A 16,449-nucleotide genomic window follows, 5' to 3' on the forward strand; every position below is an offset into this window, starting at 1 on the left:
AGGGGCTCATGCCACGATCAGCCGGGCAAGCTGCCAGGCGGAGCGCCCGTAATAGGGCTGGCCCCGCAATTCGGGCGCGGAATCGTAGGGATAGACGATGAAGAGGGGGCCCTTGTCGCGGACCGGCATGTAGGCGCCGTTGCGTCTGAGGGCGAGCAGGACGTTGTAGCGGGCGAAATCCGCGGTGGGGATCTCGGTGGTGTAGTCGTTGAGCGCGATGGCGGTTACCGTGGTGCCGGCCGCGCCCACCGCCTCCATCAGGCGGGTCATGGGCACCCCGTCGAAGCGCTGCGGCCCGTCGAACCAGGGCGTGCTGGTGGTGAAGCCGGCTAACCCGAGGGATTCGAGCCCCTCCCTGTCGAAGACGGCGGAATCGCCCCGGTTGGTGTTCCGGATCGCGCCGGAGACGGTGAGGATCACCGGACCGTTGACGGGGGGCAGGCCTTCTGCCCCCGCGGGGGCCGTCGCAACGAGCGGCGGGAGGAGCGTTGCCAGGAGGAGCCGCCGCCGCGTGGGTGTGGGGGGCGCTTCCGGCCCTCCGGGAGGCGCGTTCATGACACGCCTCCCCTGTAGGTCGTGCCTTCGCGCTGGCCTTCCCGGCCGCGGCAGACGGTGATCCGGTCGAGCCCGGTGATTCGCGGGGCAAGCCGGTGCCACAGCCAGCGGGCCACGTTCTCCAGCGTCGGCACGGACAGTCCTTCCACGTCGTTCAGGCAGCGATGGTCCAGCATGGCGCGCAATTCCTGAATGATCGGCTCGATTTCGAATAGATTGTGAGACCAACCAAAGGTCGGATCAGAAGGACCCCTCATAAAGACCTGTACAAGAAAGGAATGGCCGTGCAGATCTGAATAGGGAGGCGTCTTGTGAGCCGCCTCGAAGGTGAATTCGCAAAAAGTTTCTATATCGTTATTGGATTGATGGGGGTTTCCGTTATAATCTTGCGCGGAGGCCAAGGCAGGCCCGGGCGCGGCCTGGTCGGTGGAGGGAGGTGGTGACGCCATCTCGTCTGGCCTTTCGCAAAGCCGGACCGCCGCATCCGTCCACACGCCATGGTTGCGGCCTCGGGGGCTGTCTCAGCACGAACGAAACATAGCCGATCCGAATACACCTGACTACACGTAATGCGCGCACTTCCCGGCGCGCCCGCCGCCGGTACCTGAGTGGCGAACAGAACGCCATGCCATGCGTTCCATGCGCTATGTCCAGACCGCCCCTCACGCCGCGCTCCAGCGCCCTCCTGTCCGATCCAGGCGAGACGCCACCCCCCGAACTGCCCGGCCTCCCCCCGACGGGACCGGCCGAGACGCCGCCTCCCGCCCCGCCGCCCGGGCCCGGGCCGGAACTGCCCGGCCTGCCTCCCTCCACGCCCGCCCCACCGGCACCGGGACCCGAGCTGCCCTCCCCGGACCGGCCCGCCGAGGTGCCCCCCCTCTCGCCACCGGGACCGCAGCCTCCGCAGCCGGTTGCCCGGCCCGCCGTCTGAGCCGGCGCCGCGGCCGAACCGTCAGCGGGCAGGTGGCGTTCCCGCATCGGGGAAGAGGCCTGACGGCCGCCGGGACCAGGGGCGCCCTTCCAGCGGGAGGAGGCCATGAAGGTCGCTGACAGGATGACGCGCAACGTCCACCTCGCGGCGCCGGACGAGACCATCGCCCAGGCGGCCCATGCCATGGCCGCCTGCGACACGGGCGCCCTGCCCGTGGGAAGTGGCGGGCGCATTGTCGGCATGGTGACGGACCGCGACATCGCCCTGCGCGCCGTGGCCCTGGGCAAGGGGCCCGACACCCTGGTGCGGGAGGTGATGAGCGTCGGCGTGGCCTGCTGCTTCGAGGACGAGGAGCTCGACCAAGTGGCCCGGCGGATGGCGGAGCAGCAGGTGCGGCGGATGCCGGTGATGACCCGCGACCATCGCCTCGTCGGCATCCTCTCGCTTGGTGATCTGGCGACGGGCGGAGAGGCCGGGCCGGCCGGCGAGGCGCTGCGCGGCGTCTCCCGGCCCTGCGGGACCGGGCGCTGAACCGCACCGCGAGGAGGTGGAAGGGCCGGCGGCGATGATGTTCCGGAACCGGGAGGAGGCGGGTCGCCTGCTGGCGGGGCGCCTCGCGCATCTGAAGGGGGAGGGGGTGGTGGTTCTGGCCCTGCCCCGCGGCGGCGTGCCAGTGGCCCTGCCGGTGGCGCGGGCGCTCGGCGCCCCCCTTGACCTGATGCTGGTGCGCAAGATCGGGGCGCCGGGCCAGCCGGAGCTCGGGATCGGCGCCGTCGTCGAGGGAACCCCGCCCGAGACGGTGCTGAACGAGGACATCGTCCGCGTGCTCGGCGTGTCGCGCGGGCACATCGAGCGCGAGGTGGAAGCGGCGCTGCGGGAGATCGCGCGCCGCCGCGCCCTCTACCTCCGCGGGCGCAGCCCGGTGCCGCTGCGGGGGCGCAGCGTTGTGCTCGTGGATGACGGCATCGCCACCGGCGGAACGGTGCGGGTGGCGCTGCAGGCGCTGGCGCGGCTCGGCGCCGGCAGGCGGATCCTGGCGGTGCCTGTGGCGCCGGCCGATGTCGCCCGCGCGTTGCGCTCCGCCTGCGAGGAGGCGGTGTTCCTAGCGACCCCAGAGGAGTTCGGCGCCGTCGGCAGCCACTACGAGGATTTCGGGCAGCTCACCGATGCCGAGGTGATCGCGCTGCTGGACCGGGCCGCGAGACAGGAAGGCACGGCGCCGGGCTGAGCCTGGAAGGCCGGCGGCGCCGCTCACGACGTCCGGGCGGCGGCCTCGTGCAGCGCGGCGAACAGTTCCGCATCGTCGATCGGCTTGTGCAACAGGACCAGGAGGCCATTCCCTCCGGCGTGGCGGCGCAATTCCTCGACACCGCCAAGCGGCGGCGAGCCGGTGATCACCACCACCGGCAGTCCGGGGCGCTCGGCGCGCAGGAGGCGGATCAGCTCCTCGCCGGGCAAGCCAGGCATGTTGAGGTCGGTCAGCAGCACGTCCATCGCCCCCCCCAGCGACCGCGCCGCCATGAGGGCCGCCTCGCCGTCGAAGGCGAGGTGCACCGCGTGACCCTCGCCCTCGAGAAGGTCGGCCAGGGAATGCGCGACCAGCACCTCGTCCTCGGCGACAAGGACACGCAGGGTCACCGGCCTTCGCTCCTTCCGCTGTCCGGAAGGAGATATTGCAAGCTGTGGATGAAGTCAAAGCAAGCTACAACCCGTGATAGGCCGTCGGTACCTTCGCGCACGCAAAAAGTCAGGCGTGCAAATGGGAAAGCGCCGTAACTGCCTTCCGTGAGGGCGTCACTGGTTGCGGAGCATGCCTTCCCAGTGCCGGCGCAGCCGGTCCTGCGACCAGTGCTCCCGCCTCGGCACCGGGGGCGGGGGCGGGTGCCAGGCATGGTGCCGGCGCTCCCGCTCCCAGGCGTGGCGCTCCCAGGCGCGGCGCTGGTGATGCCGCCAAGCCCGCTCCTCGGCCCAGCGGCGCTGCGCCCAGTAGGATGAGGGTGGCGGGCGCGGCGCGACGTAGTAGCCACCACCGCCCCACGGGTAGTACCCACCATGATGGTAGCCGGGGTGATAGTAGCCGCCACCCCACCCATCCGCCGTGCCGGCGCAGCCGCCCAGGGTCAGCGCCGCCAGGACGGCGAAAACAGGGATGGGCGGAATCCTCGGCGTCACGGCCGATCCTCCTCTTCTGGCCCAGGATGCAACGCCCGGATGACGGCGGGATCATGGTGTCTCCACGTCAACGTCATGGCACGCAGAAAGTGTCGCGGATGCGGCTTGACTCCGGCGCCGCCCGCCGCCATACGCCCCGCCCTCACTCCGGGACGCGGGAGGCGCCGGCCGGCCATGACCGGGCGCGCGCCGCGTGCACCGCGCCTCCCTGACAGCAGGGACAGGACATGGCGAAGAAGATCGTCGGCTACATCAAGCTGCAGATCCCGGCCGGCAAGGCGAACCCCTCGCCGCCGGTCGGCCCGGCGCTCGGCCAGCGCGGGCTGAACATCATGCAGTTCGTGAAGGAGTTCAACGCCGCGACCCAGGGCATGGAGCCCGGGACGCCGACGCCGGTGGTCATCACCGCCTACTCGGACCGCACCTTCTCCTTCGTCACCAAGACGCCCCCCAACACCTACTTCCTGCTCAAGGCGGCGAAGCTGGAAAAGGGCAGCCAGACCCCCGGCAAGGCCGGGCCGATCGGGCGCGTGACGAAGTCCCAGCTCCGCGAGATCGCGGAGATCAAGATGAAGGACATGAACTGCAACGACATCGAGGGGGCGGTGCGCATGCTCGCCGGCTCCGCCCGCTCGATGGGCCTTACGGTGGTGGAGGGCTGAGCCATGGCCAGGCAGGGCAAGCGGCTGCGCGCCATCTACCAGGGCTTCGACCGCAACAAGGCCTTCCCGCTGCAGGAGGCGATCCGCCTCGTCAAGGCCAATGCCAGGGCGAAGTTCGACGAGACGGTCGAGATCTCGATGAACCTCGGCATCGACCCGCGCCATGCCGACCAGATGGTGCGCGGCGTGGTCGGGCTGCCGAACGGCACCGGCAAGACGGTACGCGTCGGCGTCTTCGCCCGCGGCCCCAAGGCCGAGGAGGCGCTGGCCGCCGGGGCCGACGTGGTGGGGGCGGAGGACCTGGCCGAGAAGGTGCAGGCCGGCGAGATCAATTTCGACCGCTGCATCGCTACCCCGGACATGATGGCGCTGGTCGGGCGCCTCGGTAAGATCCTGGGCCCGCGCGGCCTGATGCCGAACCCGCGCCTCGGCACCGTCACCATGGACGTGCGGGGCGCCGTGCAGGCGGCCAAGGCCGGCCAAGTGGAGTTCCGCGCCGAGAAGGCGGGCATCGTCCATGCCGGCATCGGCAAGGCCTCCTTCGAGGAGGAGAAGCTGCTGGAGAATGCCCGCGCCTTCATCGAGGCGATCCAGCGTGCCAAGCCCTCGGGCGCCAAGGGCACCTATGTGAAGAAGGTCGCGCTCAGCTCCTCCATGGGGCCGGGCGTGCGGGTGGATGTGGGCTCGCTGAGCGCCTCCGCCTGATGCGAGATACGCCTGCCCCGACCGGGGCAGGCGGGCAGGGAGGGGCTCCGGCCCTTCCCGAACCTGTCCGAGACCGCAGGTGGCCCCGGGGGCCTTGATGGGGCGGCGACCGCCCCGCCCGCGACAGACGGGTGCCGAGAGATCCGCCCGGCCGGGCAAGGCCCCGGTCGGCGCGCATGGCTTGGCGTTCCGGACTCAGGCAGGCGAACCGGGGTGGCGGCGGCCGGCGGCGGGAGATTGACCCGGCGCCGGCGGCCGCGGCGGTCGCGTGCGTAGGGCCGCACACCCCCGCTCGAACCGGCCGGTGCCCCTCCGGGTGCCGGCCAGAGAAGGAGACGAGACTTGGACCGCACGGAGAAGCGGGAGTTCGTCGCCTCCCTCAGCGCGGTGTTCGCCGATACCTCCTTCGTGCTTGTCGGCCGCAACAACGGCCTGACGGTTGCCGATGTGAGCGAGCTGCGGCGCCGCATGCGGGCGGCGGGGGCGACCTACAAGGTCGCCAAGAACCGCCTGGCGCTTCGCGCCCTGGAGGGCACGCCCTTCCAGGGCATCGGGCCGCTGCTCAGGGGGCCAACGGCGCTTGCCTGGTCGAAGGACCCGGTGGCGGTGGCGAAGACGGCGGTGGAGTTCGCCAGGACGAACGAGAAATTCGTCGTCCTGGGAGGGGCGCTCGGGACCCAGACGCTGGGTGCGGACGGGGTCAAGGCCCTGGCCGAGCTGCCGAGCCTGGAGACGCTGCGGGCGCAGCTCATCGGGCTGATCCAGACGCCGGCGACCCGCATCGCCGGGGTGCTCCAGGCGCCGGGCGCGCAGCTCGCGCGCGTGTTCGGGGCCTATGCGCGCAAGGACGCGGCGTGAGGGTCCGGGCCGGGGCCTCTTCCCGGCCCCTTAGGGGTGTTGCAAACGGCTGGCCAAGCCATTAGATCGAAGGACACGCAGATATGGCTGATCTCGCAAAGCTGGTGGAAGAGCTCTCCAGCCTGACGGTTCTGGAGGCTGCCGAGCTCTCCAAGATGCTGGAGGAGAAGTGGGGCGTCTCCGCCGCGGCTCCGGTCGCGATGGCGGCTGCGCCTGCCGCGGGCGGTGCCGCCGCCGCAGCCGCCCCTGCCGAGGAGAAGACGGAGTTCACCGTCGTCCTCGCCAAGGCGGGCGACAAGAAGATCAACGTCATCAAGGAGATCCGCACCATCACCGGCCTTGGCCTGAAGGAGGCGAAGGACCTGGTGGAGGGCGCCCCCAAGACCGTGAAGGAGGGGGTGAGCAAGGACGAGGCGGAGAAGATCCGCAAGGTCCTCGAGGAGAACGGGGCCACTGTCGAGATCAAGTAAGGCCGCTCCGCCGCCCGTGGCGCTGCCCCGGGCGGACGACAGCTAGAAGGAGGGTGCGGGCGGGGACCCCCTGGGTCGCCGCCCGTGCTGCCATTCCCGCGTGCCGGCCGCCGGTCCGGCCGCGGACGGGAAGACGATTTGGTTGCGAACATCGTTGCGCCCGGCCAGGTGCCGCGGCGAGAGGGACACGGGACAGGCATGAACGCTATCGCGAAGTCGTTCACCGGGCGCAAGCGGATCCGCAAGAGCTTCGGGCGCCTGCCCGAGGTTGCGCCCATGCCGAACCTGATCGACGTGCAGCGCGCCTCCTACGAGGCGTTCCTGCAGATGGAGACGCACCCCGACGCCCGGACCAATACCGGCCTGCAGGAGGTGTTCAAGAGCGTCTTCCCGATCGACGACTTTGCCGGGCGTGGCCGCCTCGAATTCGTGCAGTACGAGTTCGAGGAGCCGAAGTACGACGTCGAGGAGTGCATGCAGCGCGGCATGACCTACGCCGCGCCGCTCAAGGTGCGCCTGCGCCTGATCGTGTGGGACGTGGACGAGGACACGGGCAGCCGTTCCGTCCGCGACATCAAGGAGCAGGATGTCTACATGGGCGACATGCCGCTCATGACGGACAACGGCACCTTCATCATCAACGGCACCGAGCGGGTCATCGTCAGCCAGATGCACCGCAGCCCGGGCGTGTTCTTCGACCACGACAAGGGCAAGACGCATTCGAGCGGCAAGTATCTCTTCGCCGCACGCGTGATCCCCTACCGCGGCTCCTGGCTCGACTTCGAGTTCGACGCCAAGGACATCTGCTACGTCCGCATCGACCGCAAGCGGAAGCTGCCGGCCACCACCCTGCTGATGGCGCTCGACTCCGCCTGGACCGAACAGCGCCGCGCGGAGCGCGCGGCGGCGGGCCAGGAGATGGATCCGGCCGAGATCCGCGGCATGGATGCCGAGGAGATCCTGAACGGCTTCTACGGCCAGGTGGTGTTCACCCGCGGCGCCAAGGGCTGGAGCCGGCCCTTCGATCCGGAGTCCTTCCGCGGCGTCAAGCTGCAGGAGAGCCTGGTGGACGCCCGCACCGGGCAGGTGGTGGCCGAGAAGGACACCAAGCTGACGCCGCGCGCCGCCCGCAGGATCGCCGAGGCCGGCACCACCGAGGTGCTGGTCGGCCGCGCCGACATCCTCGGCCGCTATGTCGCCGAGGATCTGGTGGACATGCAGACCGGCGAGATCTGGGCTGAGGCCGGCGAGGAGCTGACGGAGGCGAAGCTCTCCCTGATCGAACAGGTGGGGCTGGAGCGGCTGCCGACGCTGGCCATCGACCAGACGGTCGGCCCCTGGATGCGCAACACCCTCGCGGTGGACAAGAACACCAACCGCGACGAGGCGCTGATGGACATCTACCGGGTGATGCGCCCCGGCGAGCCGCCGACGCCCGAGACCGCGGAAGCGCTGTTCCGCAGCCTGTTCTTCGACCCCGAGCGCTACGACCTCTCCGCGGTCGGACGGGTGAAGATGAACATGCGCCTCGGCTTCTCCGCTGAGGAGGTGCCGGACACCGTCCGCACGCTGCGCAAGCAGGACATCATCGCCACGCTGCGCGTCCTGATGGAGCTGAAGGACGGGCGCGGCCAGGTGGACGACATCGACAACCTCGGCAACCGCCGGGTGCGCTCGGTCGGCGAGCTGATGGAGAACCAGTACCGCGTCGGCCTGCTGCGCATGGAGCGCGCGATCAAGGAGCGCATGGGGTCGGTGGATATCGACACCGTCATGCCGCACGACCTGATCAACGCGAAGCCGGCGGCGGCGGCAGTCAGGGAGTTCTTCGGCTCGTCGCAGCTCAGCCAGTTCATGGACCAGACCAATCCGCTGTCCGAGGTGACGCACAAGCGCCGCCTCTCGGCGCTCGGTCCCGGCGGCCTGACGCGCGAGCGGGCGGGCTTCGAGGTGCGTGACGTCCACCCGACGCATTACGGGCGCATCTGCCCGATCGAGACGCCGGAAGGCCCGAACATCGGCCTGATCAACAGCCTCGCCACCTTCGCCAAGGTGAACAAGTACGGCTTCATCGAGACGCCCTACCGCCTGGTGAAGGACGGGCAGATCGTCGGCGAGCCGCGCTACCTCTCCGCCATGGAGGAAGAGCGGCTGGTGGTGGCGCAGGCCGACGCCGAGACCGTGAAGGTGGACGGCGTGGAGCGGCTGGCGGGCGACCTCGTCTCGGTGCGCCAGGGCGGCGACTTCCGGCTGGTGAAGCCGGAGGAGGTGACGGCGATCGACGTCTCGCCGAAGCAGCTCGTCTCCGTCGCCGCGGCGCTGATCCCGTTCCTCGAGAACGATGACGCCAACCGGGCGCTGATGGGCTCGAACATGCAGCGCCAGGCGGTGCCGCTGGTGCAGGCGGATGCGCCGCTGGTGGGCACCGGCATGGAGGCGGCGGTGGCGCGCGATTCGGGTGCCACCATCGTGGCGCGGCGCGACGGCATCGTCGATTCCATCGACGGGGCGCGCATCGTGGTGCGCGCGACCGGAGAGGACGGCACGACGCGGGGCGTGGACATCTACCGCCTGCGCAAGTTCCAGCGCTCCAACCAGAGCACCTGCATCAACCAGCGCCCGCTGGTGCGCGTGGGCGACCTGGTGCGCGCCGGCGACATCATCGCCGACGGGCCGAGCACGGAGCTGGGCGAGCTGGCGCTCGGGCGGAACGTGCTCTGCGCCTTCATGCCCTGGAACGGCTACAACTTCGAGGACTCGATCCTGATCAGCGAACGGATCGCGCGGGACGACGTCTTCACCTCGATCCACATCGAGGAGTTCGAGGTCATGGCCCGCGACACCAAGCTGGGCCAGGAGGAGATCACCCGCGACATTCCCAACGTGGGCGAGGAGGCGCTGCGCAACCTCGACGAGGCGGGTATCGTCTACATCGGCGCCGAGGTGAATCCGGGCGATATCCTGGTCGGCAAGGTGACGCCCAAGGGCGAGAGCCCGATGACGCCGGAGGAGAAGCTGCTGCGCGCCATCTTCGGCGAGAAGGCGTCGGACGTGCGCGACACCTCGCTGCGCCTGCCGCCGGGCGTCTCCGGCACGATCGTGGACGTGCGCGTCTTCTCCCGCCGCGGCGTGGACAAGGACGAGCGCGCCATGGCGATCGAGCGCGCCGAGATCGAGCGGCTGGCCAAGGACCGCGACGACGAGAAGGCGATCCAGGAGCGGTCCTTCTACTCCCGGCTGCGCGAGCGGCTCCTGAACCGCAAGGCCTCGGGCGGCTTCCGCGGCATCAAGGCCGGCACGGTGCTCACCGACGAGGTGCTCGACCAGTTCGCCAAGGCGACCTGGCGCCAGATCGGCGTGCAGGACGATGCCGCCATGGCCGAGATCGAGGCGCTGAAGCGCGAGTTCGACGCCGCCGTGGAGCGCCTGCAGAAGCGCTTCGAAAGCAAGGTGGACAAGCTGCAGCGCGGCGACGAGCTGCCGCCGGGCGTGATGAAGATGGTCAAGGTCTTCGTCGCGGTGAAGCGCAAGCTGCAGCCCGGCGACAAGATGGCCGGCCGGCACGGCAACAAGGGCGTCGTCTCGCGGGTGGTGCCCATCGAGGACATGCCGTTCCTCGAGGACGGTACGCCGGTGGACATCGTGCTGAACCCGCTCGGCGTGCCCTCGCGCATGAATGTCGGCCAGATCCTGGAAACGCATCTGGGATGGGCCTGCGCCAATCTCGGCCGGCAGATCGGCGAGCTGGTGGAGGAATACCGCCGTAGCGGCGCGGTGCGCGAGGAGCTGCTCGCCCGGCTGCGCGAGATCTACGGCGATGAGGTGTTCGAGCGCGAGATCGCGCCGATGGGCGAAGAGCAGCTCATCGAGCTCTGCGAGAACCTGCGCAAGGGTGTGCCCGTGGCCACTCCGGTGTTCGACGGCGCGCGCATGAGCGACATCGAGCGCATGCTGGAGCGCGCGGGCCTCGACGCCTCCGGTCAGGTCACGCTGATAGACGGGCGGACCGGAGAGCCGTTCGAGCGGAAGGTCACGGTCGGCTACATCTACATGCTGAAGCTGCACCACCTGGTGGACGACAAGATCCACGCCCGCTCCATCGGGCCCTATTCGCTGGTGACGCAGCAGCCGCTGGGCGGCAAGGCGCAGTTCGGCGGCCAGCGCTTCGGCGAGATGGAGGTCTGGGCGCTGGAGGCGTATGGCGCGGCCTACACGTTGCAGGAGATGCTCACCGTGAAATCCGACGACGTCTCCGGCCGCACCAAGGTCTACGAGGCCATCGTGCGCGACCAGGACACCTTCGAGGCCGGCATTCCCGAGAGCTTCAACGTGCTCGTGAAGGAGCTGAAGTCGCTCGGCCTCAACGTGGATCTCGAGACGCGCGGAAGCTGATCGCGACCTGCCCCCGGGACGGCGCCCCGGGGGCGCACGACGCAATGGACCGCCGACCCTGGCCGGTCGGCAGGCTGGACCACAAGGAAGGCCGCATGAACGAGCTTATGAAGATCCTGGGCCAGACGGGCCAGGCTCTCTCCTTTGACCAGATCAGGATCTCCATCGCCTCGCCGGAGCAGATCCGCTCCTGGTCCTATGGCGAGATCAAGAAGCCGGAGACCATCAACTACCGGACCTTCAAGCCGGAGCGGGACGGGCTGTTCTGCGCCCGCATCTTCGGCCCGATCAAGGACTACGAGTGCCTCTGCGGCAAGTACAAGCGGATGAAGTTCCGTGGCATCATCTGCGAGAAGTGCGGCGTGGAGGTGACGCTCGCCAAGGTGCGGCGCGAGCGCATGGGGCACATCGAGCTTGCCTCGCCGGTGGCGCACATCTGGTTCATGAAGTCGCTCCCCAGCCGCGTAGGGCTCATGGTGGACATGAGCCTGAAGGAGCTGGAGAAGGTCCTCTACTTCGAATCCTATGTCGTGCTCGAGCCGGGGCTGACCGATCTCAAGCTGCACCAGCTCCTGAGCGAGGAGCAGTACCAGGCGAAGATGGACGAGTTCGGCGAGGATGCCTTCACGGTCGGCATCGGCGCCGAGGCGGTCAGGCAGATGCTGGCCGGCATCGACCTGCAGAAGGAGGCCGTGCGCCTGCGCGCGGAACTCAAGGAGACGACCTCCGAGGCGAAGCGCAAGAAGCTCGTCAAGCGCCTGAAGCTGATCGAGGCCTTCAGCGAGAGCGGCGCGCGCCCCGAGTGGATGATCATGTCGGTCATTCCCGTCATTCCGCCGGAGCTGCGGCCCCTGGTTCCGCTTGACGGTGGCCGCTTCGCGACCTCCGACCTCAACGACCTCTACCGGCGCGTGATCAATCGCAACAACCGGCTGAAGCGCCTCATCGAGCTGCGGGCCCCCGACATCATCGTGCGCAACGAGAAGCGCATGCTGCAGGAGGCGGTGGACGCGCTGTTCGACAACGGTCGGCGCGGCCGTGCCATCACCGGCGCCAACAAGCGGCCGCTGAAGTCGCTTTCCGACATGCTGAAGGGCAAGCAGGGCCGGTTCCGGCAGAACCTGCTCGGCAAGCGCGTGGACTATTCGGGCCGCTCCGTCATCGTCGTCGGGCCGGAGCTGAAGCTCCACCAGTGCGGCCTGCCGAAGAAGATGGCGCTTGAGCTGTTCAAGCCCTTTATCTACTCGAAGCTCGAGAAGTACGGGCACGCCACGACCATCAAGGCCGCGAAGCGGATGGTCGAGAAGGAGCGGCCGGAGGTGTGGGACATCCTCGAGGAGGTGATCCGCGAGCATCCGGTGCTGCTGAACCGGGCGCCGACGCTGCACCGCCTCGGGATCCAGGCCTTCGAGCCGGTTCTGATCGAAGGCAAGGCGATACAGCTTCACCCCCTGGTCTGCACCGCCTTCAATGCCGACTTCGATGGCGACCAGATGGCCGTGCACGTGCCGCTCAGCCTCGAGGCCCAGCTCGAGGCGCGGGTGCTGATGATGTCCACGAACAACATCCTTAGCCCCGCCAATGGCAAGCCGATTATTGTGCCGAGCCAGGACATCGTGCTCGGCCTCTACTACCTTTCTTTGGAGACGCCCGAGTTCCGTGAGGAACAGAGGCGGATGGAGAGGGCGAAGACGCTGGTCGCCGAGGCGGCCGGTAAACGTCCGGAGGATCTGACCGAGGAGGAACGTCAGGCCCTGGCCTTCCGGCCGCGCGTGTTCGGCGGGCTTGGTGAGGTGGAGCAGGCGCTTGCGGCGGGGATCATCACCTTTCACTCCGCAATCCTGGCTCGGGTGCCCGCGCCGAGGGAGGATGAGCCGGGGCGGCAGGAGGTGGTGCTGACCACGGCGGGGCGCATGATGATCGCGGCGCTGCTGCCGCAGCATCCGCGCACGCCCTTCTCCCTGGTCAACCGCCAGCTCACCAAGAAGAGCATCTCCGACGTCATCGACGCGGTGTACCGCCACTGTGGCCAGAAGGAGAGCGTGATCTTCGCCGATCGCCTGATGGGATTGGGCTTCCGCCACGCGGCGAAGGCCGGAATCTCCTTCGGCAAGGACGATATGGTCATCCCGGCCGAGAAGCAGGCGCTGATCGAACGTACCAAGAACGAGGTGAAGGAGTTCGAGCAGCAGTATCTCGACGGCCTTATCACCGCGGGCGAGCGCTACAACAAGGTGGTCGACGCGTGGTCGCGCTGCACCGAGGAGGTGGCGCAGGCCATGATGAAGGAGATCTCCAAGCAGGAGATCGGCAAGCCTGTGAACAGCGTCTGGATGATGTCGCATTCGGGCGCGCGTGGCAGCCCTGCCCAGATGCGCCAGCTCGCCGGCATGCGGGGGCTGATGGCCAAGCCATCCGGCGAGATCATCGAGCAGCCCATCATCTCGAACTTCAAGGAGGGGCTAACCGTCCTGGAGTACTTCAACTCCACGCACGGGGCGCGCAAGGGGCTGGCCGACACGGCTCTGAAGACGGCGAATTCGGGCTACCTGACCCGCCGCCTGGTGGATGTGGCGCAGGACTGCATCATCGTCGAGAACGATTGCGGCACCGAGCGTGGGATCACGGTGCGAGCCGTACTCGACGGTGGGGAGGTGGTCTCCTCGCTTTCCGAGCGTATCCTGGGGCGCACCACGCAGGAGGATGTGACCGATCCAACCAGCGGCGAGGTGCTGGTGCCGCGCAATTCGCTGATCGAGGAGGCGGATGCCGAGAGGATCGAGCGTGCCGGCGTCGAGACGGTGAAGATCCGCTCCGTGCTCACCTGCGATTCCAGGTCCGGGGTCTGCGCGCTATGCTATGGCCGCGATCTGGCGCGCGGGACGCCGGTGAACGTGGGCGAGGCGGTCGGCGTGATCGCCGCGCAGTCCATCGGTGAACCGGGCACGCAGCTCACCATGCGCACCTTCCACATCGGCGGTGCGGCGCAGCGCGGCGCCGAGCAGTCGGCGGTGGAGGCGACGACGGACGGTACGGTGCGGATCTCGAACCGCAACGTCGTGGCGAACAGCCAGGGCGTGCCCATCGTGATGAGCCGCAATTGCGAGATCACCCTGCATGACGCGGCCGGGCGCGAGCGGGCGCGCTATCGCGTCCCCTATGGTGCGCGGCTTCTCACGGATGAGGGGGCTTCGGCCACGCGTGGGCAGAAGCTCGCCGAGTGGGATCCGTTCACGCTGCCCATCATCACCGAGCGTTCCGGCACGGTCGAGTACGCCGACCTGATCGATGGCGTCACTCTCGTCGAACGCATGGACGAGGTGACCGGCCTCTCTTCGAAGGTGGTTGTGGACTACAAGCAGGGGGCGAAGGGCGCCGACCTCCGTCCCCGGCTGATCCTGAAGGATGAAGTAGGCAACATCGTCCGCCTGCTGAACGGCGCCGAAGCGCGCTACTTCCTTGCCCCCGACTCGATCCTTTCGGTGGAGAACGGCGCGAAGGTTAATGCGGGCGACGTGCTTGCGCGCCTGCCGCGCGAAAGCTCCAAGACCCGCGATATCACGGGCGGCCTGCCCCGCGTCGCCGAGCTGTTCGAGGCACGCCGGCCGAAGGACCATGCGATCATTAGCGAGATCGATGGTCGCGTGGAGTTCGGCAAGGACTACAAGGCAAAGCGCCGCATCATCGTCGTGCCGGAGCAGGTGGGAGACGAGCCGCCGGCCCCGCGCGAGTACCTCGTTCCGAAGGGCAAGCACGTTTCGGTACAGGAAGGCGACTACGTCAAGGCCGGCGATCCGCTGGTGGACGGCCCTCGCGTGCCGCACGATATCCTGCGCGTGCTCGGGGTCGAGGCACTAGCGAACTACCTGGTCAATGAAATTCAGGACGTGTACCGGCTGCAGGGCGTGAAGATCAACGACAAGCATATCGAGGTGATCGTCCGCCAGATGCTGCAGAAGGTGGAGATCGTGGATCCGGGCGACACGACCTTTCTGGTAGGGGAACAGGTGGACCGCATTGAGTTCGATATGGAGAACGAGAAGCGGATCGCCGCGAAAGAGCGTCCTGCTCGGGCAGAGCCGGTTCTGCAGGGCATCACCAAGGCTTCGCTACAGACCACTTCCTTCATCTCGGCTGCCTCCTTCCAGGAGACGACCCGTGTGCTGACCGAAGCGGCGGTCGCGGGCAAGGTGGATACTCTGGCGGGCCTGAAGGAGAACGTCATCGTCGGGCGGCTCATCCCCGCGGGCACGGGGTCGGTGATGAACCGCCTGAGGGCGCTCGCGGCGCAGCGCGACCGCTCCCGCCTACCCGGGGCGCAGCCGGCCCTTGCCGAGCCCTCTGGCGGCCGCAGGCAGGCCGCGGAGTAGTTTCTCCTTGACTGGCCGGGTCCGCATGGACCCGGCCTTTTTCCTGCCCGGGGCGGCGGGCTCGCTTGACTTGCCTTTCCTTGGCGCGTAGTAACCCCGCCCTTGGCAGGGGCGGCGTCCTATCGCCGGGCCCGCCGGGTGCTTGGTCCACAACGCCGCCATCGGCGCTGCCTCCCCAGTCCCGGGGTGGCAAAGGTCGGGGCAAGTCAGCGAGCCTGCACGGCGCCTTGGCGTCTGTGCGGGCCGCGGGGCTTTTGCGGCGATGGGGCCGACGGACGGTTCACGAAGGGGCGTCATGCCGACGATCAACCAGCTCATCGCCAAGGGGCGGGAGCCGAACGCAAAGCGGAACAAGGTTCCTGCGCTGCAGGGGTGCCCGCAGAAGCGCGGCGTCTGCACGCGTGTCTACACGACCACGCCGAAGAAGCCGAACTCGGCATTGCGGAAGGTGGCCAAGGTTCGGCTTACCAACGGCTACGAGGTGGTGAGCTACATTCCGGGCGAGGGTCATAACCTGCAGGAACACTCCGTGGTGCTGATCCGCGGCGGGCGCGTGAAGGACCTGCCTGGTGTCCGCTATCACATCCTGCGCGGTGTCCTCGATACGCAGGGTATCGCCAAGCGCCGCCAGCGCCGCTCCCTCTACGGCGCCAAGCGGCCCAAGTAAGGAGGCGAAGGATGTCGCGCCGTCACCGCGCGGAGAAGCGCGAAGTGCTGCCCGACCCGAAATTCGGCGATGTCGTGCTCAGCCGCTTCATGAATGTGCTCATGTATGACGGCAAGAAGAGCGTGGCGGAGCGCATCGTCTATGCCGCGATGGATGCGCTGAAGCGCCGCATGGGTCCGAATGGCGATCCGCTGCGCCTCTTCCATGAGGCGATGGACAACGTGAAGCCGGCCGTCGAGGTGCGTTCCCGACGCGTGGGCGGTGCCACCTATCAGGTTCCGGTCGAGGTGCGGCCCGAACGGCGGCAGGCGCTGGCGATCCGCTGGCTGATCGATGCGGCCCGGAAGCGCGGCGAGAACACGATGGAGGAGCGCCTCTCGGCTGAGCTGATGGATGCGGCCAACAACCGCGGTGCCGCCGTCAAGAAGCGCGAGGACACTCACAGGATGGCGGAAGCCAACAAGGCTTTCAGCCACTACCGCTGGTAATCCGACCCGATCGAGGAACGACAACGATGGCGAAGGCGAAGTTTGAGCGGACGAAGCCGCACTGCAACATTGGCACGATCGGGCATGTGGATCATGGCAAGACGTCGCTGACGGCGGCGATCACCAAGGTCCTGGCGAAGACGGGCGGTGCGACCTTCACCGCCTATGACCAGATCGAC

15 protein-coding genes are annotated in these 16,449 nt (G+C 68.4%); 11 read left to right on the forward strand and 4 right to left on the reverse strand.

The features are described 5' to 3' along the window. Nucleotides 1–6: 6 nt before the first annotated feature. Together ET526_RS13550 and ET526_RS13555 are read right to left on the reverse strand one after the other, a co-directional pair. Complete coding sequence (locus tag ET526_RS13550; protein ID WP_204623630.1) at nt 7–420, reverse strand: molybdopterin-dependent oxidoreductase; 414 nt, start codon at nt 418–420, stop codon at nt 7–9. A 131-nt stretch (nt 421–551) separates the two neighbouring features. Continuing rightward, nucleotides 552–1,004, reverse strand: coding sequence for a 6-pyruvoyl trahydropterin synthase family protein (locus ET526_RS13555; protein WP_135468238.1), 453 nt, complete (start codon nt 1,002–1,004; stop codon nt 552–554). A gap of 587 nt (nt 1,005–1,591) precedes the next feature. On the opposite strand from ET526_RS13555, the gene ET526_RS13560 reads away from it, so the two are divergent. Both ET526_RS13560 and ET526_RS13565 read left to right on the forward strand, forming a co-directional pair. Then, on the forward strand, nt 1,592–2,017 hold the full coding sequence (locus tag ET526_RS13560) for a CBS domain-containing protein (protein ID WP_135468239.1): 426 nt from the start codon (nt 1,592–1,594) through the stop codon (nt 2,015–2,017). Between the two features lie 34 nt (nt 2,018–2,051). Beyond that, nucleotides 2,052–2,714: a phosphoribosyltransferase gene (locus tag ET526_RS13565; protein WP_240048393.1), complete on the forward strand. Its 663-nt coding sequence runs from the start codon at nt 2,052–2,054 to the stop codon at nt 2,712–2,714. A gap of 23 nt (nt 2,715–2,737) precedes the next feature. Here the strand turns inward: ET526_RS13565 and ET526_RS13570 are convergent, their stop codons facing one another. Next, complete coding sequence (locus tag ET526_RS13570; RefSeq protein ID WP_135468240.1) at nt 2,738–3,124, reverse strand: response regulator; 387 nt, start codon at nt 3,122–3,124, stop codon at nt 2,738–2,740. Nucleotides 3,125–3,280: 156 nt separating this feature from the next. Next, nucleotides 3,281–3,658, reverse strand: a complete 378-nt coding sequence (locus ET526_RS13575; RefSeq protein WP_135468241.1) for a hypothetical protein — start codon at nt 3,656–3,658, stop codon at nt 3,281–3,283. A 227-nt stretch (nt 3,659–3,885) separates the two neighbouring features. On the opposite strand from ET526_RS13575, the gene rplK reads away from it, so the two are divergent. The 9 genes from rplK to ET526_RS13620 all read left to right on the forward strand — a co-directional run. After that, the gene (rplK, locus tag ET526_RS13580; protein WP_135468242.1) at nt 3,886–4,320 is read left to right on the forward strand and encodes a 50S ribosomal protein L11; all 435 of its coding nucleotides are present in this window, start codon (nt 3,886–3,888) and stop codon (nt 4,318–4,320) included. Between the two features lie 3 nt (nt 4,321–4,323). After that, nucleotides 4,324–5,025: a 50S ribosomal protein L1 gene (gene rplA / locus ET526_RS13585; protein WP_135468243.1), complete on the forward strand. Its 702-nt coding sequence runs from the start codon at nt 4,324–4,326 to the stop codon at nt 5,023–5,025. Nucleotides 5,026–5,367: 342 nt separating this feature from the next. After that, the gene (gene rplJ / locus ET526_RS13590; protein ID WP_135468244.1) at nt 5,368–5,883 is read left to right on the forward strand and encodes a 50S ribosomal protein L10; all 516 of its coding nucleotides are present in this window, start codon (nt 5,368–5,370) and stop codon (nt 5,881–5,883) included. 83 nt (nt 5,884–5,966) lie between these two features. After that, nucleotides 5,967–6,353 (forward strand): 50S ribosomal protein L7/L12, encoded by a 387-nt coding sequence (gene rplL / locus ET526_RS13595; protein ID WP_135468245.1) that lies wholly within the window; start codon nt 5,967–5,969, stop codon nt 6,351–6,353. Between the two features lie 198 nt (nt 6,354–6,551). Then, a complete protein-coding gene (rpoB, locus tag ET526_RS13600) occupies nt 6,552–10,745 on the forward strand; it encodes a DNA-directed RNA polymerase subunit beta (protein ID WP_135468246.1) in 4,194 nt (1,397 codons plus the stop codon). A gap of 95 nt (nt 10,746–10,840) precedes the next feature. After that, nucleotides 10,841–15,115, forward strand: a complete 4,275-nt coding sequence (rpoC, locus tag ET526_RS13605) for a DNA-directed RNA polymerase subunit beta' (protein ID WP_135468247.1) — start codon at nt 10,841–10,843, stop codon at nt 15,113–15,115. 295 nt (nt 15,116–15,410) lie between these two features. Continuing rightward, a complete protein-coding gene (gene rpsL, locus ET526_RS13610) occupies nt 15,411–15,782 on the forward strand; it encodes a 30S ribosomal protein S12 (RefSeq protein ID WP_135468248.1) in 372 nt (123 codons plus the stop codon). A gap of 11 nt (nt 15,783–15,793) precedes the next feature. Continuing rightward, entirely contained in the window at nt 15,794–16,270 is a 477-nt protein-coding gene (gene rpsG / locus ET526_RS13615) for a 30S ribosomal protein S7 (RefSeq protein WP_135468249.1), read from the forward strand. Nucleotides 16,271–16,296: 26 nt separating this feature from the next. Then, a partial coding sequence (locus ET526_RS13620; protein ID WP_240048397.1) for a GTP-binding protein occupies nt 16,297–16,449 on the forward strand: 153 nt, incomplete at its 3' end.

Origin of the sequence: Crenalkalicoccus roseus, assembly GCF_004761865.1 — a bacterium.
GTDB lineage: Bacteria > Pseudomonadota > Alphaproteobacteria > Acetobacterales > Acetobacteraceae > Crenalkalicoccus > Crenalkalicoccus roseus.

Excerpts from the sequence above, each read along its gene's own strand:
- rpoB (WP_135468246.1), top strand. The coding sequence starts at position 6,552 with ATGAACGCTATCGCGAAGTCGTTCACCGGGCGCAAGCGGATCCGCAAG.
- rpsL (WP_135468248.1), top strand. The coding sequence starts at position 15,411 with ATGCCGACGATCAACCAGCTCATCGCCAAGGGGCGGGAGCCGAACGCA.
- rplA (WP_135468243.1), top strand. The coding sequence starts at position 4,324 with ATGGCCAGGCAGGGCAAGCGGCTGCGCGCCATCTACCAGGGCTTCGAC.
- ET526_RS13560 (WP_135468239.1), top strand. The coding sequence starts at position 1,592 with ATGAAGGTCGCTGACAGGATGACGCGCAACGTCCACCTCGCGGCGCCG.
- rplK (WP_135468242.1), top strand. The coding sequence starts at position 3,886 with ATGGCGAAGAAGATCGTCGGCTACATCAAGCTGCAGATCCCGGCCGGC.
- rpoC (WP_135468247.1), top strand. The coding sequence starts at position 10,841 with ATGAACGAGCTTATGAAGATCCTGGGCCAGACGGGCCAGGCTCTCTCC.
- ET526_RS13555 (WP_135468238.1), bottom strand. The coding sequence starts at position 1,004 with ATGGCGTCACCACCTCCCTCCACCGACCAGGCCGCGCCCGGGCCTGCC.
- rplL (WP_135468245.1), top strand. The coding sequence starts at position 5,967 with ATGGCTGATCTCGCAAAGCTGGTGGAAGAGCTCTCCAGCCTGACGGTT.
- ET526_RS13565 (WP_240048393.1), top strand. The coding sequence starts at position 2,052 with ATGATGTTCCGGAACCGGGAGGAGGCGGGTCGCCTGCTGGCGGGGCGC.
- rpsG (WP_135468249.1), top strand. The coding sequence starts at position 15,794 with ATGTCGCGCCGTCACCGCGCGGAGAAGCGCGAAGTGCTGCCCGACCCG.